Annotated in this window: 18 protein-coding genes; 11 read left to right on the top strand and 7 right to left on the bottom strand. The window is 36.8% G+C overall.

The window, feature by feature from the left end:
* Nucleotides 1-149 precede the first annotated feature (149 nt).
* Nucleotides 150-1802: a DUF6029 family protein gene (locus AOB46_RS10255; protein ID WP_062698942.1), complete on the bottom strand. Its 1653-nt coding sequence runs from the start codon at nucleotides 1800-1802 to the stop codon at nucleotides 150-152.
* A 5-nt stretch (nucleotides 1803-1807) separates the two neighbouring features.
* On the bottom strand, nucleotides 1808-2293 hold the full coding sequence (locus AOB46_RS22905) for a TlpA family protein disulfide reductase (RefSeq protein WP_082377070.1): 486 nt from the start codon (nucleotides 2291-2293) through the stop codon (nucleotides 1808-1810).
* A 206-nt stretch (nucleotides 2294-2499) separates the two neighbouring features.
* Here AOB46_RS22905 and AOB46_RS10240 point away from each other — a divergent pair, with 206 nt between their 5' ends.
* From AOB46_RS10240 to AOB46_RS10225, 4 genes are all read left to right on the top strand, one after another.
* Nucleotides 2500-3564, top strand: a complete 1065-nt coding sequence (locus AOB46_RS10240) for an Omp28-related outer membrane protein (RefSeq protein WP_062698937.1) — start codon at nucleotides 2500-2502, stop codon at nucleotides 3562-3564.
* Between the two features lie 38 nt (nucleotides 3565-3602).
* Complete coding sequence (locus AOB46_RS10235; RefSeq protein WP_082377069.1) at nucleotides 3603-5471, top strand: T9SS-dependent choice-of-anchor J family protein; 1869 nt, start codon at nucleotides 3603-3605, stop codon at nucleotides 5469-5471.
* A gap of 54 nt (nucleotides 5472-5525) precedes the next feature.
* A complete protein-coding gene (locus AOB46_RS10230; protein WP_082377068.1) occupies nucleotides 5526-6272 on the top strand; it encodes a T9SS type A sorting domain-containing protein in 747 nt (248 codons plus the stop codon).
* Nucleotides 6273-6410: 138 nt separating this feature from the next.
* Nucleotides 6411-9074, top strand: a complete 2664-nt coding sequence (locus AOB46_RS10225) for a hypothetical protein (protein WP_062698931.1) — start codon at nucleotides 6411-6413, stop codon at nucleotides 9072-9074.
* A 40-nt stretch (nucleotides 9075-9114) separates the two neighbouring features.
* Here the strand turns inward: AOB46_RS10225 and AOB46_RS10220 are convergent, their stop codons facing one another.
* On the bottom strand, nucleotides 9115-9465 hold the full coding sequence (locus AOB46_RS10220; protein ID WP_062698929.1) for a hypothetical protein: 351 nt from the start codon (nucleotides 9463-9465) through the stop codon (nucleotides 9115-9117).
* Nucleotides 9466-9638: 173 nt separating this feature from the next.
* Between AOB46_RS10220 and AOB46_RS10215 the strand changes: the two genes are divergently transcribed.
* Nucleotides 9639-9833 carry a hypothetical protein gene (locus AOB46_RS10215; protein WP_062698927.1) on the top strand — a complete coding sequence of 65 codons (195 nt, stop codon included), beginning with the start codon at nucleotides 9639-9641 and terminating at the stop codon, nucleotides 9831-9833.
* 123 nt (nucleotides 9834-9956) lie between these two features.
* The gene (locus AOB46_RS10210; RefSeq protein ID WP_062698925.1) at nucleotides 9957-11003 is read left to right on the top strand and encodes a PA0069 family radical SAM protein; all 1047 of its coding nucleotides are present in this window, start codon (nucleotides 9957-9959) and stop codon (nucleotides 11001-11003) included.
* Nucleotides 11004-11105: 102 nt separating this feature from the next.
* Here AOB46_RS10210 and AOB46_RS23635 read toward each other — a convergent pair whose 3' ends face one another.
* Both AOB46_RS23635 and AOB46_RS10205 read right to left on the bottom strand, forming a co-directional pair.
* Entirely contained in the window at nucleotides 11106-11270 is a 165-nt protein-coding gene (locus AOB46_RS23635) for a bacteriocin-like protein (protein ID WP_185113863.1), read from the bottom strand.
* 356 nt (nucleotides 11271-11626) lie between these two features.
* The gene (locus AOB46_RS10205) at nucleotides 11627-12577 is read right to left on the bottom strand and encodes an isopenicillin N synthase family dioxygenase (RefSeq protein ID WP_062698923.1); all 951 of its coding nucleotides are present in this window, start codon (nucleotides 12575-12577) and stop codon (nucleotides 11627-11629) included.
* An 84-nt stretch (nucleotides 12578-12661) separates the two neighbouring features.
* On the opposite strand from AOB46_RS10205, the gene menD reads away from it, so the two are divergent.
* Entirely contained in the window at nucleotides 12662-14338 is a 1677-nt protein-coding gene (menD, locus tag AOB46_RS10200; protein WP_062698921.1) for a 2-succinyl-5-enolpyruvyl-6-hydroxy-3-cyclohexene-1-carboxylic-acid synthase, read from the top strand.
* On the opposite strand, the gene AOB46_RS10195 is transcribed toward menD, so the two are convergent.
* Nucleotides 14335-14961: an aminotransferase class IV gene (locus tag AOB46_RS10195; RefSeq protein ID WP_062698918.1), complete on the bottom strand. Its 627-nt coding sequence runs from the start codon at nucleotides 14959-14961 to the stop codon at nucleotides 14335-14337. The two genes, menD and AOB46_RS10195, sit on opposite strands and share 4 nt — an antisense overlap.
* Entirely contained in the window at nucleotides 14945-15922 is a 978-nt protein-coding gene (locus AOB46_RS10190; protein ID WP_062698916.1) for an aminodeoxychorismate synthase component I, read from the bottom strand. Before AOB46_RS10190 ends, AOB46_RS10195 begins: the two co-directional genes overlap by 17 nt.
* Before the next feature lie 47 nt (nucleotides 15923-15969).
* Here AOB46_RS10190 and AOB46_RS10185 point away from each other — a divergent pair, with 47 nt between their 5' ends.
* From AOB46_RS10185 to AOB46_RS10170, 4 genes are all read left to right on the top strand, one after another.
* On the top strand, nucleotides 15970-16692 hold the full coding sequence (locus AOB46_RS10185; protein WP_062698914.1) for a hypothetical protein: 723 nt from the start codon (nucleotides 15970-15972) through the stop codon (nucleotides 16690-16692).
* A 71-nt stretch (nucleotides 16693-16763) separates the two neighbouring features.
* Nucleotides 16764-17501, top strand: coding sequence for a hypothetical protein (locus AOB46_RS10180; protein WP_062698912.1), 738 nt, complete (start codon nucleotides 16764-16766; stop codon nucleotides 17499-17501).
* A 13-nt stretch (nucleotides 17502-17514) separates the two neighbouring features.
* Nucleotides 17515-18606 (top strand): AI-2E family transporter, encoded by a 1092-nt coding sequence (locus AOB46_RS10175; RefSeq protein ID WP_062698910.1) that lies wholly within the window; start codon nucleotides 17515-17517, stop codon nucleotides 18604-18606.
* Nucleotides 18607-18617: 11 nt separating this feature from the next.
* On the top strand, nucleotides 18618-18839 hold the full coding sequence (locus AOB46_RS10170; RefSeq protein ID WP_062698977.1) for a DUF3820 family protein: 222 nt from the start codon (nucleotides 18618-18620) through the stop codon (nucleotides 18837-18839).
* Nucleotides 18840-18952 lie beyond the last annotated feature (113 nt).

The raw sequence follows: 18952 nt of genomic DNA, 5'->3' as shown, positions 1-18952 counted from the left end.
TTAATCTGCGCATTGATTCCTGCCGCTAAAAAGAGGAGGACTGCTAAAAACCAGTTTCTAAATTTCATTTTACTTTTCATTAAAAATTTTGAGAATACTAAATAGTCTTCATTAATTATAGATACATGTGTCCTTTTAAAAAAGAAAGACTAATAGCTGGTACTTATTCCTAATGAAAAACCTGCGCTTTCGGGCACGAACCTGCAGACCCCGCCTACGCATAATAGTCCCCCGCGCTGTCTTCCGTATGAAGCCTGAACTCTCGTGTTGTTTTTTCTGAAAACAAGTCCTCCGGTATAGTAATGCATTTGTTTCTCTTTGTCCGGGTTACCGTAATTATACAGATCATTGATGAAGAATGACCAGTTTTTGTTGAAATTGTATTCCATAAGCCCTGCAGCCCAATTTCCATGATAGCCGTCAGCCCATTGATGCTGAAGCTCCAGTTTTACAGAGCTTTTAGAAAACCTGTAAATGTTATCCAGAACAACGGTTTGTGCTTTTACTTTTCCTGAGGTTTCTTCAGTTCTGTACGTGTTGTAAAACTGATTAATAAGTACCAAAGCAATTTTCCAGTTATCTTTCAGTCTTGTTCTTATATCAAGGCTTTGGTCTGAGTAATATTTTTCTCCTAATGCAAGAAAATCTGTTTTGTAATCTCTTATATTATTGATATAGGCACGGTAAGTTCCTTTCAGTCCGTACCAGTTGGAGATGTTCAGTGATAAATCGGTCCCGTATTTTCCTCCAAGAAGTGTCCCTTTTTTAATTTTATAGAAAATGTCAAATTGAGACCCTATTTCGCCTGATTTTTTTTGAGGAAGAAATGCCAGTCGGGGCTGAGCCTGATAGACATAAATATTGGCAAGGCTGTAGTCGTATTGCTTGGTAAGCGCGGGAACGTAGTTCAGGACTGTATTATGGTAAATATTTCCTATCTGGTCTCTTTGTGAATAGAAATTAAAATTTTCCAGTCTTCTTAAACTTGCAATAATACCCAGCCTGTCTGTTGCATAGGATAGATTGAGAAGATAGGCATTTCCTGAAAATATATTGTTGGGATCCAGTGCGGATACCTGTTTTATATTGTCCTTGGTTTTATACAGGTACTCAAATTCCAGCGCAAATTTAGAGTACTCCATTTTAAGCCGTGATGAGTAGACATTTACATTTTTGGGATATAGGGCATTTTCTTTGTTATCTTCATATTTGTTGACATAGCTGAAGCCTATGCTGGATTTGAAGTCCTTTACTTTCATAAGGGAGTCTAATCTCATTTCCGCATCCAATCCTCCAACAATGCCTTCAGAAAGATTAAATCCGAATCGTTGCTTTCCTAATAGAGCTTTTAAAGTTACAATCTGATCGGGATCTGAGTATTTTATTTTCCCTCCCAGTAATGAGTTTGCAATTCCCAGCTGCTTGTCTTCCCACACACGCAATGCCAAGCCGCTTCCAAACTGTTCATAAAAATGTCCTAAAGTAACATCTATTCCTGCTTTTTCATTATTATAATTCACAAAATAAGTTCCAAGGTTAGTTTTGGTTAATGCAGGAGAATAGTTGAGAAGAGCTTTGGGTTCATAAGATTCAAGCTGAGCGCCAACGGTGAAGTTTTTCAGTTTATAATTAACATTCAGATAATTGTTTGATCTGAACCTTTGGTCTGCCTCATTTTCTGAAAGCTTTATTTTATTATCGTCTACGTAATATTGTGAATTGGATTCCAGGTTTACTGATAATTGGCAAAAAGACTTAATGCTAAAGAACAGTAATGCTATACTTATTGATTTATGGCGCATGGAAATTAATGTGTAGAGTTACATTCTTTAATCTTTTTTATCAGTTCGTCCTCATCTCCGGGAGAATAGCCTACATGAGAGTAAACGATTTTTCCTTTATGTATAAGGATTACGTGAGGAATGCTGTTGATATTTAGAGCTCGTTTAAGCGTTTGATTAGGGTCAAGGAGTACAGTGTAAGGCCAGCCTTTACTTTTTACAACAGTCTTTACTTTTGAGGTAGTACGTGCATCATCTGTTGAGACAGCATATAAAGTGAATTTATTTTCCTTTTGCCAATCTTCATATTTTTCATTGATGGTGGTAAGCTCTTCCATGCACGGAAGGCACCATGTGGCCCAAAAGCTCATCACTACAGGGGTTGAGGAGTCAATTTTTGAGACATTAAGTTTTTCACCGTTTAAGGTCGTAATAGAAACGTTAGGGACTTCCTGGGCAAGACATAAGCTTAAACAGAAAATTAAGAATCCCGATAAAATCATTTTCAACATAGTACTCTTTATTTTTTTTGATGACAAATATATAGTTTTATTGTCAATATTGAAATAAATTCATAGTTTTGATGCGAAATATTTCTTAAAAAGAATTATTTGTTGAAAATAATTTAAATAAAATGCGTAAAAAATAAGCTTTTTATTAAAATAACATTTATGGAATTTTGAATATGCTCTTTTTTAATTAAATATTTAATAAGATTATGAAAAAAAAGTTATTATTTTCTTTTTATGTGGTTTTTTCACTCTTACAAATCCTTTCCTGTAGCGGATCTGAGAGTGATGAAGGTGATAGTACAGCAACCTATCTGATTATTTCTTCTGAAGGAGGTAATGAAAAACTATTAGGAAAAACTTTTACATTCAAAGTAAAAGACAATCTCAATCAAGATATTACTGCTGAAACTGAAATTTATGTTAATAATCAGCTTATTAATGGCAATCTTTATACTCCCGGTGAAAAAGGAACGTATACAGTTTCTGCAAAGTATAAAGCCCTTCCGGTAAACCCGATTTCCGTAACAGCGATTATTAATGAAGGCATAAACTTCAAGCATCGGATTCTGTACGAAGACTTTACAGGAACATGGTGTGGGAACTGTACCCGTGCTGGTGCAAGAGCTAAAAACCTGGCGCTGCAAACTGATGATGGCTTTGTTTTTCTTGGTGTACACGGGCCAAGTGGGCAGGATCCCTGGTCTAATGCTGTAAGCACAGAACTGGAACTTTTTAAAAATGTTACCGGAGCAGATCTGGGCTGGCCAACCATGTTTATCAATAGAAATACAATGTGGGAAGATACGGAAAACTATACAGACATGTCGGTGCCTTTCTCTCAGTTGAGGGCGTCCAGTAAAATAGGGATCAAAATAGGTTCTACTGTATCCGGAAATGCACTGAATATTGATACAAAAATTTCATTTGCACAGAATTTTACAGGACTTAAGATCGTGGCATTTATTGTAGAAGATGAACTTGTGGGGAAACAGAAGAATTATATCCCGGCATTAGGTCCGCCTACTATATATGATTATGTACATCATAATGTCTTACGGAATAAACTTACTTCTTCAGTAGCAGGAGAAAATATTCCGGATGCACAAACAATGATTTCCAGTGAATATGCAAGATCATTCCAGTTCTCCATTCCTTCAGATTATAACCGTAATCACCTTAAAATCATTGTTGCCGTTTTAGATGGATCCGGAACGGTGCTTAATGTAAGGGAAGAAAAAATTGGAGTAACGAATAATTACGAATTTTTATAAACCATTAACTAAAATATTAACAACTAAAAAATTACTGAATGAAAAAGATTCTATTTATGGCGTGTATTCTCATGTTTGGAATACATCAATCACAGACTTATTATAGTCAGAACTTTAATACTTCGGGATTAAACGGATGGACAAGTACTGATCTTGACAACGACGGAAAACAATGGGCGAATATAAATGCTTCAAGTTTATCCCAAAACTTAGGAGCTGGGTCATTAGCTTCGTTTTCTTATCAAAATAATCAGGCGCTTACTCCTAATAATTTGATTACATCACCGTTAATCGATTTGAGCACAGTTACCGCTTCTAATGTTTATTTAACATATACTCAGGCAACACATCTAAGTTATCCTGCTGATAAATATTCAGTATATGTCACAACTTCTAATGTTGCCGGGACGGTTACTGCTGCCACGCCTGTTTACACTGAAACAGTGGCTGTTGGAGGCCTTCAGAATAGAGCGGTCAATCTGAGCTCTTTTATTGGTCAGCAGGTATATATTTCCTTTAGACATTATGATTGCTTCGATCAATATTATCTGATTATAGATGATATTCAGGTAAAAACTATTCCGGACAATGATGTAGCTCTTAAAAATGTATCTGTAAATCGTTACGGGCTTATAAATACAGACTATTCTATTAAAGCAACTGTTAAGAATAATGGAATACAGAGTATTAATAACATTACTGTTAACTGGAATGACGGAACTGCAGATCATCTTTCTACCATACCGCTGTCATCCCCGCTTGCTTTAGGACAGGAAACAACAATTACTCATCCTATAGCTGTAAATTTAACTTCAGCAGCAGAAAAAAATCTCAATATTTCAATTACTCAGGTAAACGGAACTTCGGACACTACACCTGCTGATAATACATTAGCAACGAAATTTACCAGTGTAAGCCAAAATTCACCTAAAAAAGTAGTGATTGAAGAAGGTACGGGAACATGGTGTGGCTACTGTCCAAGAGGAGCAGTTGCCATGGAGAATGCAACGAACAGCTTCCCTAATGATTTTATAGGAATTGCCGTACACAATGGAGATCCAATGAAGGTGGACGAATATGATGAAGGGGTGAACTTTGATTCATTCCCAGGGATGAATGTAGATAGAAGTTTGATGAAACAGGATGTATCAGCCAGTTTTAGTTCAATTATCAATGAGAGAAAAACCTTAATCGTTCCGGCAGCATTAAATGCAACTGCTGCTCTGGCTGGACAAACCCTTACACTGAACGCTTCAGCTGTCTTCAGATCAAACTTTACAAATGCTAATTTCAGGTTTGCGGCAGTGTTAATAGAAAATGATGTGAGAGGAACCGCGCAGGGATATAATCAGGCTAACTATTATGCAGGGTCTTCAACTCCTATGGGAGGATATGAAAGTAAACCTAATCCGGTACCTGCGGCAGATATGGTTTATAATCATGTCGGCAGAATGTTATTAGGAGGATATGCAGGACAGGCTGGTTCGGTGCCGGCTGTTATTACTGACGGACAAACGGTGAACTATACATTTACAGCTAATATTCCAACAGGTTATAATACTAGCAAAATGAAAGCAGTATTGTTTCTGATTGATGCTGCAACCGGAGAAATCGCTAATGCGGCAGGACCTTTTGCCCTTAATGGTACATTGGGCGTTCAGAATGAGAAAATAGATGCTGATGATCTTGCTATATATCCTAATCCGGCAAAAGATTTTATCAAAGTGCAGGCGAAAGGAAAAGTAGATTTGAAAATCTTCGATGCAAGCGGAAGAGCTGTTTTAGAAAAATCAGGAGTAGAGCCTGATACTTCAATTTCTGTACAGGATCTGGTGAAAGGTACATATATCGTTTCTGTTAAAGAAAAAGGATCTGAACCCATTACTAAAAAATTAATTATTAAATAACAGTTTCAAAAACTCGGGAAGGTCTACTTAAGACCTTCCCTGCTTAAAAAGATTATGAAAAAGTTTAATTTTACAATATTGTTATGCTTGCTCTTTTCTTTCCAGAGTAAAGCTCAGATTGCTTTGGCCAAAGAAGATGGAACTCCAATTGCCAATGGACAGGTCATAACTTATAATACAGTGAATGAAGTGCCTGCAAACCTTCATTATAAGATTAAGAATACATCAGGATTTCCAATCAATGTCCGTATAAAAATCACAGATATAGTGAATGCTACAGGAAGTGGTTTTCAGTTCTGCTATTTAAGCACCTGCCTGCCTTTCGTTACGGAAAATGCTGTTTATCCTGCTAATTCAAAACCCGCAATTAGCATAGGAGCGAATTCCGAAGTATCTAATGGGTATACCATGTGGAATTCAGATACCGGATCAGGAACATTTCCTATTGACTATGTCATAAAATACTATATGGTTGATGACTTTAATAATGAATTGGGAAATCCTGTAACATTTACTTACAGATATGATCCTAATGCAGTTTTAGCAGTAAGTGATGTGAAAAAGAATCAGAACTCTTTTGCAGATATTTATTCAACACTTATTATGAATAACATTCAGATTAAATCTAAAGAAAATGGGTTCTATTCCCTATACAATATGGAAGGAAGAACTCTGTCAGAAGGAGACATTAAGAAAGGTGAAAATCTGATAGATACTTCAGTATTGTCTTCGGGAGCGTATATCGTTACTTTGAAAAATGATAAAGGAGAAATTATTTCAAAGAAGATAATTAAAAAATAACTGATTCAGTTTTTGTAGATCAATTAAAGGCAGCTCATTTATGGGCTGCTTTTGTATTGTAATTTAATAATTATTAGGATTTAAATAACAGGAAAATTAAAATCCTTATATTTAACTAGATAAAACTGAATCACAATTATGAAAAAATGGGTTAAAAGACTTCTTCTGGGCTTCGGATTTCTGTTGGTTATTCTTTTGGTGGCTAACTTCGGACTCAATATGTGGCTTAAAACCCAGCTCCCTGATTATATAAAAAAAAATACCGAATACAAAGTTTCTTATAAGACACTGGATGTGGACCTGGGCACAGGAAATATTCTGGCTTCAGGAATTACCGTTAACAGTAAAAATCCTCAAAATACAGATGTTATTGGCCTACAGGGAACAATTGATACTTTAAAGATCAGCCGTTTCGGAATTTATGATGCGCTGTTTAATAAGAAAATCAGTTCATCAGACCTGTTGCTGGCTAATCCCAATCTGAATGTCAGTCTGGCTAAACCGATCAGCCAGAAAACCGGAAAGAAAAGGAACCCTGTTTCATTCGAAAATATAAGAATCAATAACGGAACGATTAATGTTTTCAGGCATACTAAACAAAAGTTTTTATCAGTACAGAAACTGGACCTGTTTGTTGAAAACCTTCAGATGACAGAAGAGTCTGTAGAAGATAAGCTGCCTGTTGTCTTTGATCATTATAATATCACGGGTGAACGCTTTTTCTTCCGTCCGGATAATGTATATGCCATCACCATCAGTACTATCAGTACAACAAATGGGCAGATGTCGGTCGGAAACTTCCGGTTGACTCCGCTATTGTCTTTTGATCAGTTAAAAAAGTATTATCCTCATAGGCCTCAATTATTTGAATTTTCCATCCCTAAAATGAGTTTCAAAGATGTGGTTTTGAAGAAAAATAAAATATCTCTGGGCAATGCCGATTTTCAGAATCCCGTACTAGTGGTTCATAATACAGGAGTTCAGCCCAAGAAATCAGAAAAAAAACTCAATTTTGAAGTCAATCTGGATGGCGTAAAGCTTAATAATGCTTCTGTACAAATTAATAAACCCGACGGGAACAGGCTATTATATGCCCAAACTCTTAATTTAAATGTCAATCAGCTGAAATTTGATAAGGTTACAGCAGCGGAAGTGATTCCGGTGGGCTATAAAGATTTTCTGTTTTCAGGAAAAAATATACAATATTTCAATCACCAGGATTTTACAGTCGGAAGTATAGCATTGAATCCCAAAGGAGGAGAGCTCAGAAATATTCTGCTGAAGCCGGGAACTCCGGTAGTGGGCGGAAAAACAACTATGGATCTGAAAACTGATCTTGTAGCATTTAATATTAACACATTTGAGTTTGTTGACAGAAAACTGAATCTGGATCTTAAAAATGTTCTTATTGAAAATGTAAACGGAACGATTCAGGCCGGGGAAAGTAAACCGCAGAAAAAAAGCGGATCCGGATCCGGAATAGGATTTGTCAAAATTCAGAAAATATCTTTTAAAAACTCTAATCTTATTTATGATAAAGGAAAGCAGCCTCTGGCACTTCATGATCTGAATGCAACGTTGAATGCAGTTGAGATCACTCCTAAGCCTAATAACCAGGGACTTGACTTTAAAGTGAAAGAGTATTTTCTGACCACCCGGAATTTTGCTTACCGAACAGAATTCTATAATTTGAATGTCGGACTTCTTAAGCTGAATAAAAATAAAATCCAGGTCAACAATTTTGCCATGAAACCCCTTGTTTCGAGAGCCCGGTTTATCAAAATGATTCCAGTGGAGCGGGATCTGTATGACCTGAAAGCTTCACAGATTACAGCAGACGGAAACTGGGATCTGTTTTCATCCCAAAAATCAATCAATGCGTCTCAGGTGACTATCCAGTCCGCAGATGCTAATATTTTCAGAAGCAAGATTCCAAAAGACGATCCTAAAGTAAAACCATTGTATTCAAAGATGCTTAGATCTGTTAAAATTCCGGTATCTGTGCAGAATCTGGATCTGAAAAACTCGGTGCTGGTGTATGAAGAGGATACTCCTGAAAGTGCAGGGCCAGGGAAGCTGACATTCAGCAATTTTAATATGAATGTAAAGAACCTTAATTCAGCAAAGACTAAAGGAAAACCAACCCGTGTTGATATTAAGATCAACTGTTCATTCATGAATTTGGCCCCTCTTTCCGTGAACTGGAACTTTGACGTGGCGAACCAAAATGATGTTTTTACTATTTCAGGAAAAACGTCCAATCTTCCCGCCAGCGGCATCAATCCGTTTATAAGACCTTATCTTCATGTGACCGCTACGTCCGGAACAATTCAAGAAATGCTGTTTAACTTTAAAGGAAATCCGGCAGGTCTGCACGGTACATTCAATATGAAACATAAAGACCTGAAGATTGCCGTTTTAAATAAACATAACCATGAGAAAAAAGGGGTTCTAACGGCAGTAGCGAACCTCTTCCTTAAATCAGATTCCGGGAAATTTCCGGAGGCAGTTGATGTAGAAGGTGTAGAACGTGATCCTACAAAATCATTCTTTAATCTTTTCTGGAAAGGCATTGAACAGGGGCTGAAAAAAACACTGATCGGAAAGAATGTTGACAAAACTGAGAAAACCGTAAAAAATGCAGTTTCTTCTGTAAAAGAAATGAAACAATCGGTAAAGGAAATTAAGGAAGAGATGCGTAAAGATAAAAATGAAACCCCTAAGCCTCAGGAACAAAAGAAAGAAAAGAAAGGATTTCTACGCGGTGTTTTCAAGAAAAAAGAAAATCCCGAAACTGAATAGTTCCGGGAAAATATTTCAACATAATGAGTCAAAAATAGACCTAGAAGTTATATTCTTCACTTTCCTGAACCGGAATATCTCTTAGGAATTCATCAAACTTTTCACCAGGATAATTGCTGTCAGCACCATACGAATCGATGATCATGCCACGGTTACCGGCGTAGTCTTTTACTACATATAAAACAGCATTGTCGTCCGGATTGCTGTCACCTTCAAAACGATATGTCTTTAAAATGGTGAGATCAGAAGGCTTGTAGGTAATATCGGAATTTTCAAATTTCATTTCGCAGTTTTCGTTCATTCTGAACTCTCTGTGTATTCCTCTTTCTGACAATGTTTTCATAACCTGGCTAAGGGTGGTCATTCTGTCAAAGTTCTCTGAATTTTCCATAATAATATTTTTTTAAGGTAGTACAATAATTAAACCATTATTTTGCTAAATTTAATAAAAATGGACATTACATTTTTCATGATGATAAAGTCTAATGTTAACAAAATTTATAATTTGAAAAAAAAGAATAGGTACACTTTTTGCAATACATCAATCAATAAATCGGACAAAATATGAAAAAAGAAGTTGGAGTTCTACTGGCAGGAGGAGTTGGACTTTTGGCAGTATTAAGTTTTATAGGAATTAAAAAAATATTGACGAAAAAAGATAAAAATTATAGTGATACCTATTCGGATTATCACAGACATTTTGATGGAAAAAACCAGGAGGATGAATATCATGGAGTGGAATTTTACGCAGTGAAGTAGTAAAAGAATATATTTAATTTATGTTTAAATCCGGCTCTTTTGAAAGGGTCGGATTTTTTTGTGGATAACTTTAGTGTTAAAACTCATTATTTTATAAAAAATCCATTCTAATTTTACATCATCATGCAGAACGGAAATTTCATAAAAGGACAAGGCGCTCAGCGAAACGTAATCAACCGTTTCGACAGGTATACTTTTGAGCCTGAAGATGAAGACGTCGAAACGATGAAGACCACTTTCACGGAGGTTTTTCCGAAAACAATCGTTAATCAGGTTAAAAGTGACGACCTTCCAATGGAATATTCCATGAATCCTTACCAGGGATGTGAGCATGGATGTTCTTATTGTTTTGCAAGACCTACTCATGAATATTGGGGATACAGTGCCGGAATTGATTTTGAAAGAAAGATTATGGTAAAGAAAAACGCTCCGGAACTGCTGGAAAAATTTTTTCAGAAAAGAGGATACAAACCTGCTCCAATCCTGCTTTCCGGAAATACGGATTGCTATCAGCCTGCGGAACGGCAGTTTGAAATCACAAGAAAATTGCTCAAGGTATGTCTTGATTACCGCCATCCGGTTAATGTACTGACAAAAAATGCTTTAGTATTAAGAGATCTGGATATTTTACAGCCTTTGGCAGCACAAAACCTTGTTTCCGTGTCTCTCAGTATTCCTACCATTAACGAAGAGCTCAGACGAAAGATGGAGCCAAGGACCAGCTCTTCTCAGAATAAACTGAAAGCAGTTGAAATCCTTTCGGAACACCATATTCCTGTACATGTAATGGTGGCACCAATCATTCCCGGGCTGAACAGTGATGAGCCTTTAGGGATTCTGAAAGCGATTTCGGAAGCTGGTGCCAAAAGCTTCGGCTATACCCTGGTGAGACTGAATGATACTGTTGAGCCTGTTTTTGTACAGTGGATTGAAAGTACTTTTCCGGACCGGGCACAAAAAGTGCTGAACCTGATCCGTTCTATGCGCGGTGGAAAATTAGGAGAAAAAAAGTTTTTCGACAGGCAGAAAGGAGAAGGAAATATTGCAGAAATGATTCATAACACCTTTAAAATCGGAAGGAAAAAATTCTTTGATGGAAAAGAATTTCCCAAGCTTTCAACGGCTGGTTTTACCGGGGCAAAAGATCAGCAGCTGAGGCTGTTTGACTAATGTAATGTGTTCTCTTGCTACAATCTTTAGAATTTTTAATGCAAAAAAGAACCACCTGTTTCAAAGAAAAAGGTGGCTGTTATAATTTCAATATTTCAGGTCTTACATCGTTGGATCTCCTTCTGGACATTTAAAATCATCGCTGCAGGTTGCACAAACAATTATACCATTGCAGTAATACATGCAGAAATCTGGTTCAGGACGTGTAATTCCTGCTCCGGAAATACTTTTTAGCTGCCCTTTGTTTAGTTTTTTTAGATTTTTCATATTGTTTTGATTTGAAAGTTAAGAGTATGGTAAATATAATTAAAAATATTTTTCATTCATAAAATGAAGAGCCTTAAATTTTTAGTTTTTTTAAATATCAATGATAATCATTAAAAGCCTAATTCTGGTGAAAAAAATTACTTTAAGAAAAAGTATTCATAAATAACAGGAAACTCTCCGTTTTGAGGAAAGAAACAGGAATAAATGTATGTTGATTCCGGCTTAGAGGGTAGGAAGGCTATTATGAAAAAAAGAAAATATTCTGCAAAAAAGCAGTAAGAAAAAAGATAAAAGTCAATAACTGACCAGTGGCTATGAAAAGCAACTAACGATCAGCTATTGACTTTTTGTATTATTTATTTTTTGATCAGACCTAATTCTATCAGTCTTTCATGAAGGAATTCACCTGCTGTTGTGTCCTCGTATAACTTTGGATTATTTTCATCCACACAGTTTTCAAGAGCATTTAAAGACATCGCACTGATCGGGTGCATAAAGAACGGTATAGAAAATCTTGAAGTTCCCCATAATTCTCTAGGCGGGTTTACCACTCTGTGAATCGTTGATTTCAGCTTGTTGTTGGTATGTCTTGAAAGCATATCTCCAACATTAATCATCAGCTCATCCGGTTCTGCGATGGCATCAATCCATTCCCCTTTATGGTTCTGAACCTGAAGACCTTTACCCTGAGCACCCATTAAAAGGGTAATAAGGTTAATATCTCCATGAGCAGCAGCTCTTACAGCATCATCCGGTTCTTCTGTAATTGGCGGATAATGGATAGGTCTTAAGATAGAGTTTCCTTCAGCAATCTTATCATCAAAATAAAACTCATCCAGACCAAGGTGAAGGGCTAATGCTCTCAGAACATACTGGCCTGTTTTTTCAAGCATCTGGTAAGCTTCTTTACCTACTTCGTTGAATCTTGGAAGTTCTTCAACAATTACGTTGTCAGGATACTCATCTTTGTATTTTGAATCTTCAGACAGATACTGTCCGAAATGCCAAAACTCTTTTAAGTCTCCTTTTTTGAAACCTTTTGCAGTTTCTTTACCGAATCCTACATACCCTCTCTGGCCACCAATTCCTGGAATCTCATACTTTTGCTTCGTTTCCACAGGCTGGTCAAAAAAGTTTTTTACCTCTCCATACAAATCATCTACAAGGTTGTCATCAAGAAAATGGCCTTTTAAGGCTACAAAACCAATTTCTTCATAAGCTTTTCCGATTTCATTTACAAATTTCTGTTTGCGTTCCGGGTTGTCCGAAAGGAAATCACGCAGGTCTACACTAGGTATTTTATCCATTTTTAGAAATTTACGAATAGCAAAATTACATTTTTTTTAATTTAAATAATTTTAAAATCATTATTTATCAGTTAAATTTGCTGTATGAAAAAATATTCTTCTAAGAGAAGTATTCAGATACTTGCCCATCTTCTTCAGCAGTACGGAATTTCGGATGTTGTGATCTCTCCGGGATCAAGAAATGCTCCTTTGGCGATTCATTTTTCAGAGATTGATGCTTTCAACTGTTACAGCATTGTGGATGAAAGAAGTGCCGCTTTTGTAGGAATGGGGATGGCAAAAAGTGAGAAAAAACCGGTAGCCATTACCTGTACCAGCGGCTCTGCTGTAGCTAATTATTATCCGGCTGTTACCGAAGCTTTCTACCAGAATATTCCGCTCTTAATCCTGACTGCTGACAGGCCGACTGATTTTGTTGATATATTTGATGGACAGACAATCAGACAGAAGGATATTTTTCATCAGCACTCTTACGGAGATTTCCAGCTTTTGGAAGACAGTAAAGAAGGTGCTGAAGATATTAATTTTGATCTCATTAAAAAGGCAATTGAACTCTGTTTTGAAAAGCAGGGGCCTGTACATATCAATATTCCTTTGGAAGAACCTCTATATGAACTGGTTTCTGAACTTCCGGCTTTCCCAACGGTAGAAAAAACGATCAAGCATAAAGACTATGAGATTCCATCCAATCTTATTGCAGACTGGCATACCTCCCAAAGGATCATGCTTCTGGTAGGAACAAGGGATTACAGCCCAGAGCTTGAAAATCAGCTGACGCAATTGGTCAAAAATCATTCGGTAGTGGTTTTAAGTGAAGCGAATTCCAATGTATATCACGAAAAGTTTTTCAGGCATATAGACCGCTACATCTTTAATTTTACCGAAGAAGATTATAAAACATATGCTCCGGATCTTCTGATTACCGTAGGACAGAATGTGGTTTCTAAAAAGGTAAAGCAGTTTTTAAGAAATGCGCGCCCAAAACAGCACTGGCACCTGGACGAAGTATGGCAGCCTGACACTTATTTCTCACTAACGGAGAAAATTGAAGTAAAACCGGAAGTTTTCTTCTCAAAACTACTGAAGTTTATCAATCTTGAACCGAGACCTTATTTCAACCTGTGGGATGTTTTAAGGGATAAAAAAGATGCCAGACACCAGCAGTTTCTGAATAAGGTGGATTTTTCTGATTTTTATTTCTTTAATAAAGCATCACAGACTATTCCTGAAAACTATAACATTCATTTCAGTAACTCTTCGGCAATCCGGTATGCCCAGCTGTTTGATTTTGGAAAAAGAAAGATCTACTGCAACAGAGGGACAAGCGGTATTGACGGATCTACATCCACCGCCATGGGATTTGCCATTAAAAATGCTAATCCAACCCTTTTAATTACAGGTGACCTTAGCTTTTTCTATGATATAAACGGGCTCTGGAATCAATATATTCCTCCGTTTGTGAGAATTATTATTTTCAATAACGGGGAAGGAAACATTTTTAAGATCATTCCTGGACCCGGCAATGCCAATCCCAATACTTTAGATGAATTTATTGCCACAAAGCACAAGAAGCATGCAGAAAATCTGGCGAAACATTTTGGCTTTTCCTATATTAAAGTAGAGGATGAACCTACGCTTGACAGGGTTCTGGAGAACTTCTTCAAGCCCGATACACAGCCGAAAATCCTTGAAGTGAATACCTACGGAAAGAACAGTGCAGATGTTCAGAAAGCCTATTTCGAATTTATGAAAGGAAATTAAAGGTCCAGATATTCTTCATTTCCAGGAAGATTGGTAATTCTGCTTATTGGGTAAATAAACATATCATCAAAGTCATTCATGGCATTGATCAGCTGAAAATGAGAAAATTGCTTGATATTCTGCAGGGTGATCTCCGTTTCCTTTATTTTTTTGTGCTTCAGAAGATTTTGTCTCTGCACTCCGTTCAGAAGGAATGAGGATGGTGTAAACCAGTCTTTGCCTTTAAGGAAAAGGATATTGGAGAAAGAAGTGTCAGTAATATGGTTGTTTTTAACAATAATGATTTCTTCAGCCTTAGACTTCATTTTCATTTTGTCTAATTCTTTCCTGTCTTCAAATTTAAAAGAATAATCAAAGCTGTTATTTTCAACCAGCTGGAAATCATGAATCTCAGGAATGGCGTAAGGAATCATCTGTGTTCTTATTCTTTTATCCAGATCGTAAGAGATCCGGAGTTTGAACAGCCCGTCTTCATCATGCTGGAGGTTTTTAAAGATTTTAGCAAGATCAATAGAGCCCTCTTTCCCGAAATGAGCGAAGGTCTGGTTGACACGTTTCTGATGTAATTCCAGTAAAAAGATTTCCTGGTCTTCTACTTTAATGCTTTCAATGAATTGGGACATAAATTTTGTTTTTCATTTCCTGATACTCGTCTTCTAATCTGCTCATATGGGTGATGCCGCCTCCGCTTTTGAAATACAGACGATCTTCTTCTTTCTCAATAAAACGGATCATAACGCAGCTGTCAAGGTTTTTACCATCAAACCATCCGCAAACTCCGGTATAATATCCTCTGTCATAGCCCTCCGCATTCAGGATAATTTCCAGCGTTTTTGGTTTGGGTGCTCCCAATATGGAACCTGCGGGAAGCAGCTTTTTCATCATACTTCCTATTTTTCCCTTAAACTCAGGTTTTACGGTCCCTGAAATTTCAGAGCTCATGGCATACAGGTCTTTCTGCCAGGTTTTGATGAGGTCAATGTGCTGGAAGTGATCTACTTTTACATCATCTGCCACCATGCTGAGGTCATTTCTAAGGAGATCCACTACTGTATAATGTTCTGCTTTTTCCTTTTTATCGTTCTTTAATACTTCTGCCGCATTTTCCACAGAAGCATCAATAGTGCCTTTCATCGGATAGGTCAGAATTTTGCCGTCTATAATTTTTACAAAAGTTTCAGGAGAAAAAAATACAAAAAAATCTTTATAAAAAACTTTGTATTTCGCATTTGAATGATAAAAAATTTCTTCAAGGCTTAAATTCGTCTGAATTTCAGTTTTCCTTGTATAGTTGACAAGATAGGAGTTTCCAAGCCGGATATTTTTCTGAACTTTGTCAAATCCCTCTTTAAAGCTTTCTAAGGTTTCGGGATAAGATTTCCATTCGATATTTTTATTGAGTTTATGTTTCTTTTTTGTATTTGAAAATGTCTGGAAATCAATTATTAAGCCTGAATTTTCTATTTCAGACTCTGGGTGTATTTCTATATTTTCCGAAAGAAAGTCGATCATGAAAAAGTAAGGAACCTTCTGAAGTGAAAGTTCGTCCATTTTCATAAATTTTTGATGATTCATTGAAAACATTCGGCAAAAATACTTATTGATGATTACTTTTGCACAAAAAAATTTTGATGCAGAACAGATATCCTCAAAGACCGGGAGCAGAATTTATATTGAAGCAGGCGTTTTTTTACTGGAATAAGACCTTGATTTTTCAGCTGATGTTTTCCATTGTATTTTTCGCGGTATTTTTTACTTCGATGTTTTTCTTTGCAGAAAGATACGGAATCTGGGAGCAGAATCAGGAACTTGCAGAAGCTTTAAAGCAGGGAAGTAAGGCTTATCTGGAGAAGCTTTCAGAACTTGCTGCCACAGAGAATTATCAGATGTTCAGCTATGCTATTCTGGGTACATCGGTTTTCCTTTATCCATTGAACTTAGGATTGTTTCAGATCTTCAGAAAGATTGATCTGAATGAAAAAATTGAGCTGGGTGATCTTTTTGCGGGATATAAAGGAGCTAATTTTTTTAAATATATCGGATATTATTTGTTTTGGGCAATGATTTACAGGATGGGAATTCCCACTGTATTCCTCGCTATATTGTGGGTTTCAGTAACCATTTTTGTGGCTCCGCTAATGTTTTTTATGAACAGAGGAATTTTTGAAGCCATCTCTTTGAACTTTAAGGCGCTCAGAATATATTCAGTCCAGATATGGATAGGAATTCTGGTTGCTGTTGTCTTTAAATATGCCGGTTTTGCCCTGTTTTTAGTAGGCGGATTATTTACGTTTCCTTTCTGGAATGCCATGATTTATTCTCTTTATAAAACCATTTTTTCAGAAAAAGAGTAAAATTTACAAGGGTTTAATATGATTTTCTGTCAAAAAAAGTTAATTTTGAAGGAATCATTAAATATTAAACTATGTCTGAATTTAACGAATTTGACCAGCAGGGATCCGTTCCGAACAAAGATACGGGATCTATTATTTCGCATGCTTTTGAAATGTATAAAGGAGTTTTCCTTTATGGGATTGTAGCAATGGTAATTTATTTTATCGGCAGTTTTATAATCCAGTCTATCAGTGGATTTAATTCTGCATCCATGATGGAAGAGATGAGAAACAGCGGAGGAGACTACTCCAGTTTCAGCTACTGGAATGCGCCCGGCTTTACAATGTATCTTACATTATCCAGTCTTTTCGGGCTTTTGCTTGCTCCTTTGTATGTAGGCTTAATTTATATTGTTAATAAATACAATACAAAGAGTCAGATTGAGTTTGGAGATCTTTTCATCGGATACCGTCAGAATTTTGTCAATATCCTGATCTATAGTTTCCTTTCAGGAATTATTTCGAGTATTGCTCTTGCATTATGTGTGATTCCGGCCTTTTTTGTGTATCCTTTATTGCTATTGGGATATCCTATCCTTTTATTTGAAAACGCCTCCGCTACTGAAGCATTAGGAAAGTCTTTCAATATTGCTAAAGAAAATTACGGAACATTTCTGGGTTCAACCATTGTAGGTGGACTGATCTCTATTGCAGGGGTAATTCTTTGCGGAATCGGAATAATCCTTACCGCTCCGTTTATCATGATTGTTGCTTATTCTGTGTATTGCGCCTTTTTAGGAAAGCCAAGACAGATTATAACCAAAAATTAAAAAATAAAATTGCATGTTGAATAAGGATAAACAGATAAGCAGCAATGTCATAAAACAGGTTTCCCTGCTTGCCATTATTCTGGTGCTTACAGGATTAATCTGCTTTAATCTTTCACTGTTTATTCCTTCAGTTTTAGGTGCGGTGACTATTTACGTAGTCTGTCGCAGATACAATTTTTATCTTCAGGAAGAAAGAAAGTGGAAACCCTGGCTTTCAGCGCTTGTTCTGATGCTGGCGAGCCTGGTTATTCTTATTCTTCCTATTTACTTTATCGCTGATCTGCTGATTGAGAAGCTGGGGAATGCCCAAGCCTATATGGCTAAGTTCAATGTATTTCTGGACAAAATACACACTTATATTTATTCCAAGATAAGCTTTGATATTCTCAGTAAGGAAAATATGGACAAACTGAAGAGTTCTGCAGGCAGATTTTCAACATCTGCTCTCAGTGGGACTTTTAATACGCTTACAGTCGTTATGTCCATGTATTTTATCCTTTATTTTATGCTTGAAAGGCCAAGGTTGTTTGAGAAAATTCTCAGTTCTTCCGCGCCTTTAAAGAGAGCCAATATTTCTTTGATCGGCGATAAGCTCAGAAAACTGATTATGGCCAATGCGATCGGAATTCCGGTTGTAGCATTAGGGCAGGGAATAGTCGGGTTGGTAGGATATTTTATTTTCGGAGCCCCAAGCCCGGTATTGCTTTTCGCTTTAACCGCTGCTGCGTCCATGATTCCTGTTGTAGGAGCTGCCATTGTCTATATTCCTGTTTGTATTTTCATGATTGCAGAAGGAAATACTGGACAGGGGCTTGGGCTTGCTGTGTACTGTGTGGTGGTGGTTGGACTTACCGATAACCTTCTTCGTTTTACTCTTCTGAAAAAGCTGGAAAACATCCATCCGCTGAACACCGTATTCGGAATTATTATGGGAATGAATCTGTTTGGCTTTATGGGGCTTATTTTTGGTCCTATTCTGATCTCGTTCACTCTTCTTCTGATTCAGGTGTACAGAAATGAGTTTTCTGAGGAAGAAGCACCGCCTGAGCTGCAACTGCCGGATAAAGATATGGAAGGAGATAATAAAGTTGATTTAATTATATAAAAGTGGAAGGAATAAATCCGGAAATATTAAAAGAAATATGCGTTGTTAAAATGCCTTTCGGAAAATATGAGGGAACTGTTCTTGCTGATCTCCCGATCAGTTATCTTGAATGGTTCAATCGTAACGGAATGCCTAAAGGAAAGCTGGGAATGCAGCTGGCAACAGTATATGAAATAAAGTTAAACGGTCTTATGGATCTGTTGGGGCCTATACGGGCATCAGTCAGAAAATAGACTGTATTGGAAAGAATCGGGCGGCATCAAAGATGCCGCCCGATTCTTTTTCTGTATTATGTTTATTGTGTTGATTATCTATTGTTTAGTTTGCTTTTCAATAAAGTTGATTG

It is taken from the genome of Chryseobacterium indologenes, assembly GCF_001295265.1.
Lineage (GTDB): Bacteria > Bacteroidota > Bacteroidia > Flavobacteriales > Weeksellaceae > Chryseobacterium > Chryseobacterium indologenes_A.
The sequence above is the reverse complement of the archived record's forward strand: the minus strand, read 5'-3'. Positions and strand labels throughout refer to the sequence as shown.

Coding starts and splice junctions, on each gene's coding strand:
- AOB46_RS10180 (WP_062698912.1), top strand. CDS start 16,764: ATGTCTGAATTTAACGAATTTGACCAGCAGGGATCCGTTCCGAACAAA.
- AOB46_RS10255 (WP_062698942.1), bottom strand. CDS start 1,802: ATGCGCCATAAATCAATAAGTATAGCATTACTGTTCTTTAGCATTAAG.
- AOB46_RS10190 (WP_062698916.1), bottom strand. CDS start 15,922: ATGTTTTCAATGAATCATCAAAAATTTATGAAAATGGACGAACTTTCA.
- AOB46_RS10185 (WP_062698914.1), top strand. CDS start 15,970: ATGCAGAACAGATATCCTCAAAGACCGGGAGCAGAATTTATATTGAAG.
- AOB46_RS10235 (WP_082377069.1), top strand. CDS start 3,603: ATGAAAAAGATTCTATTTATGGCGTGTATTCTCATGTTTGGAATACAT.
- AOB46_RS10175 (WP_062698910.1), top strand. CDS start 17,515: ATGTTGAATAAGGATAAACAGATAAGCAGCAATGTCATAAAACAGGTT.
- AOB46_RS10215 (WP_062698927.1), top strand. CDS start 9,639: ATGAAAAAAGAAGTTGGAGTTCTACTGGCAGGAGGAGTTGGACTTTTG.
- AOB46_RS10205 (WP_062698923.1), bottom strand. CDS start 12,577: ATGGATAAAATACCTAGTGTAGACCTGCGTGATTTCCTTTCGGACAAC.
- AOB46_RS10195 (WP_062698918.1), bottom strand. CDS start 14,961: ATGTCCCAATTCATTGAAAGCATTAAAGTAGAAGACCAGGAAATCTTT.
- AOB46_RS10220 (WP_062698929.1), bottom strand. CDS start 9,465: ATGGAAAATTCAGAGAACTTTGACAGAATGACCACCCTTAGCCAGGTT.
- AOB46_RS10225 (WP_062698931.1), top strand. CDS start 6,411: ATGAAAAAATGGGTTAAAAGACTTCTTCTGGGCTTCGGATTTCTGTTG.
- menD (WP_062698921.1), top strand. CDS start 12,662: ATGAAAAAATATTCTTCTAAGAGAAGTATTCAGATACTTGCCCATCTT.
- AOB46_RS10240 (WP_062698937.1), top strand. CDS start 2,500: ATGAAAAAAAAGTTATTATTTTCTTTTTATGTGGTTTTTTCACTCTTA.
- AOB46_RS23635 (WP_185113863.1), bottom strand. CDS start 11,270: ATGAAAAATCTAAAAAAACTAAACAAAGGGCAGCTAAAAAGTATTTCC.
- AOB46_RS10230 (WP_082377068.1), top strand. CDS start 5,526: ATGAAAAAGTTTAATTTTACAATATTGTTATGCTTGCTCTTTTCTTTC.
- AOB46_RS22905 (WP_082377070.1), bottom strand. CDS start 2,293: ATGTTGAAAATGATTTTATCGGGATTCTTAATTTTCTGTTTAAGCTTA.
- AOB46_RS10210 (WP_062698925.1), top strand. CDS start 9,957: ATGCAGAACGGAAATTTCATAAAAGGACAAGGCGCTCAGCGAAACGTA.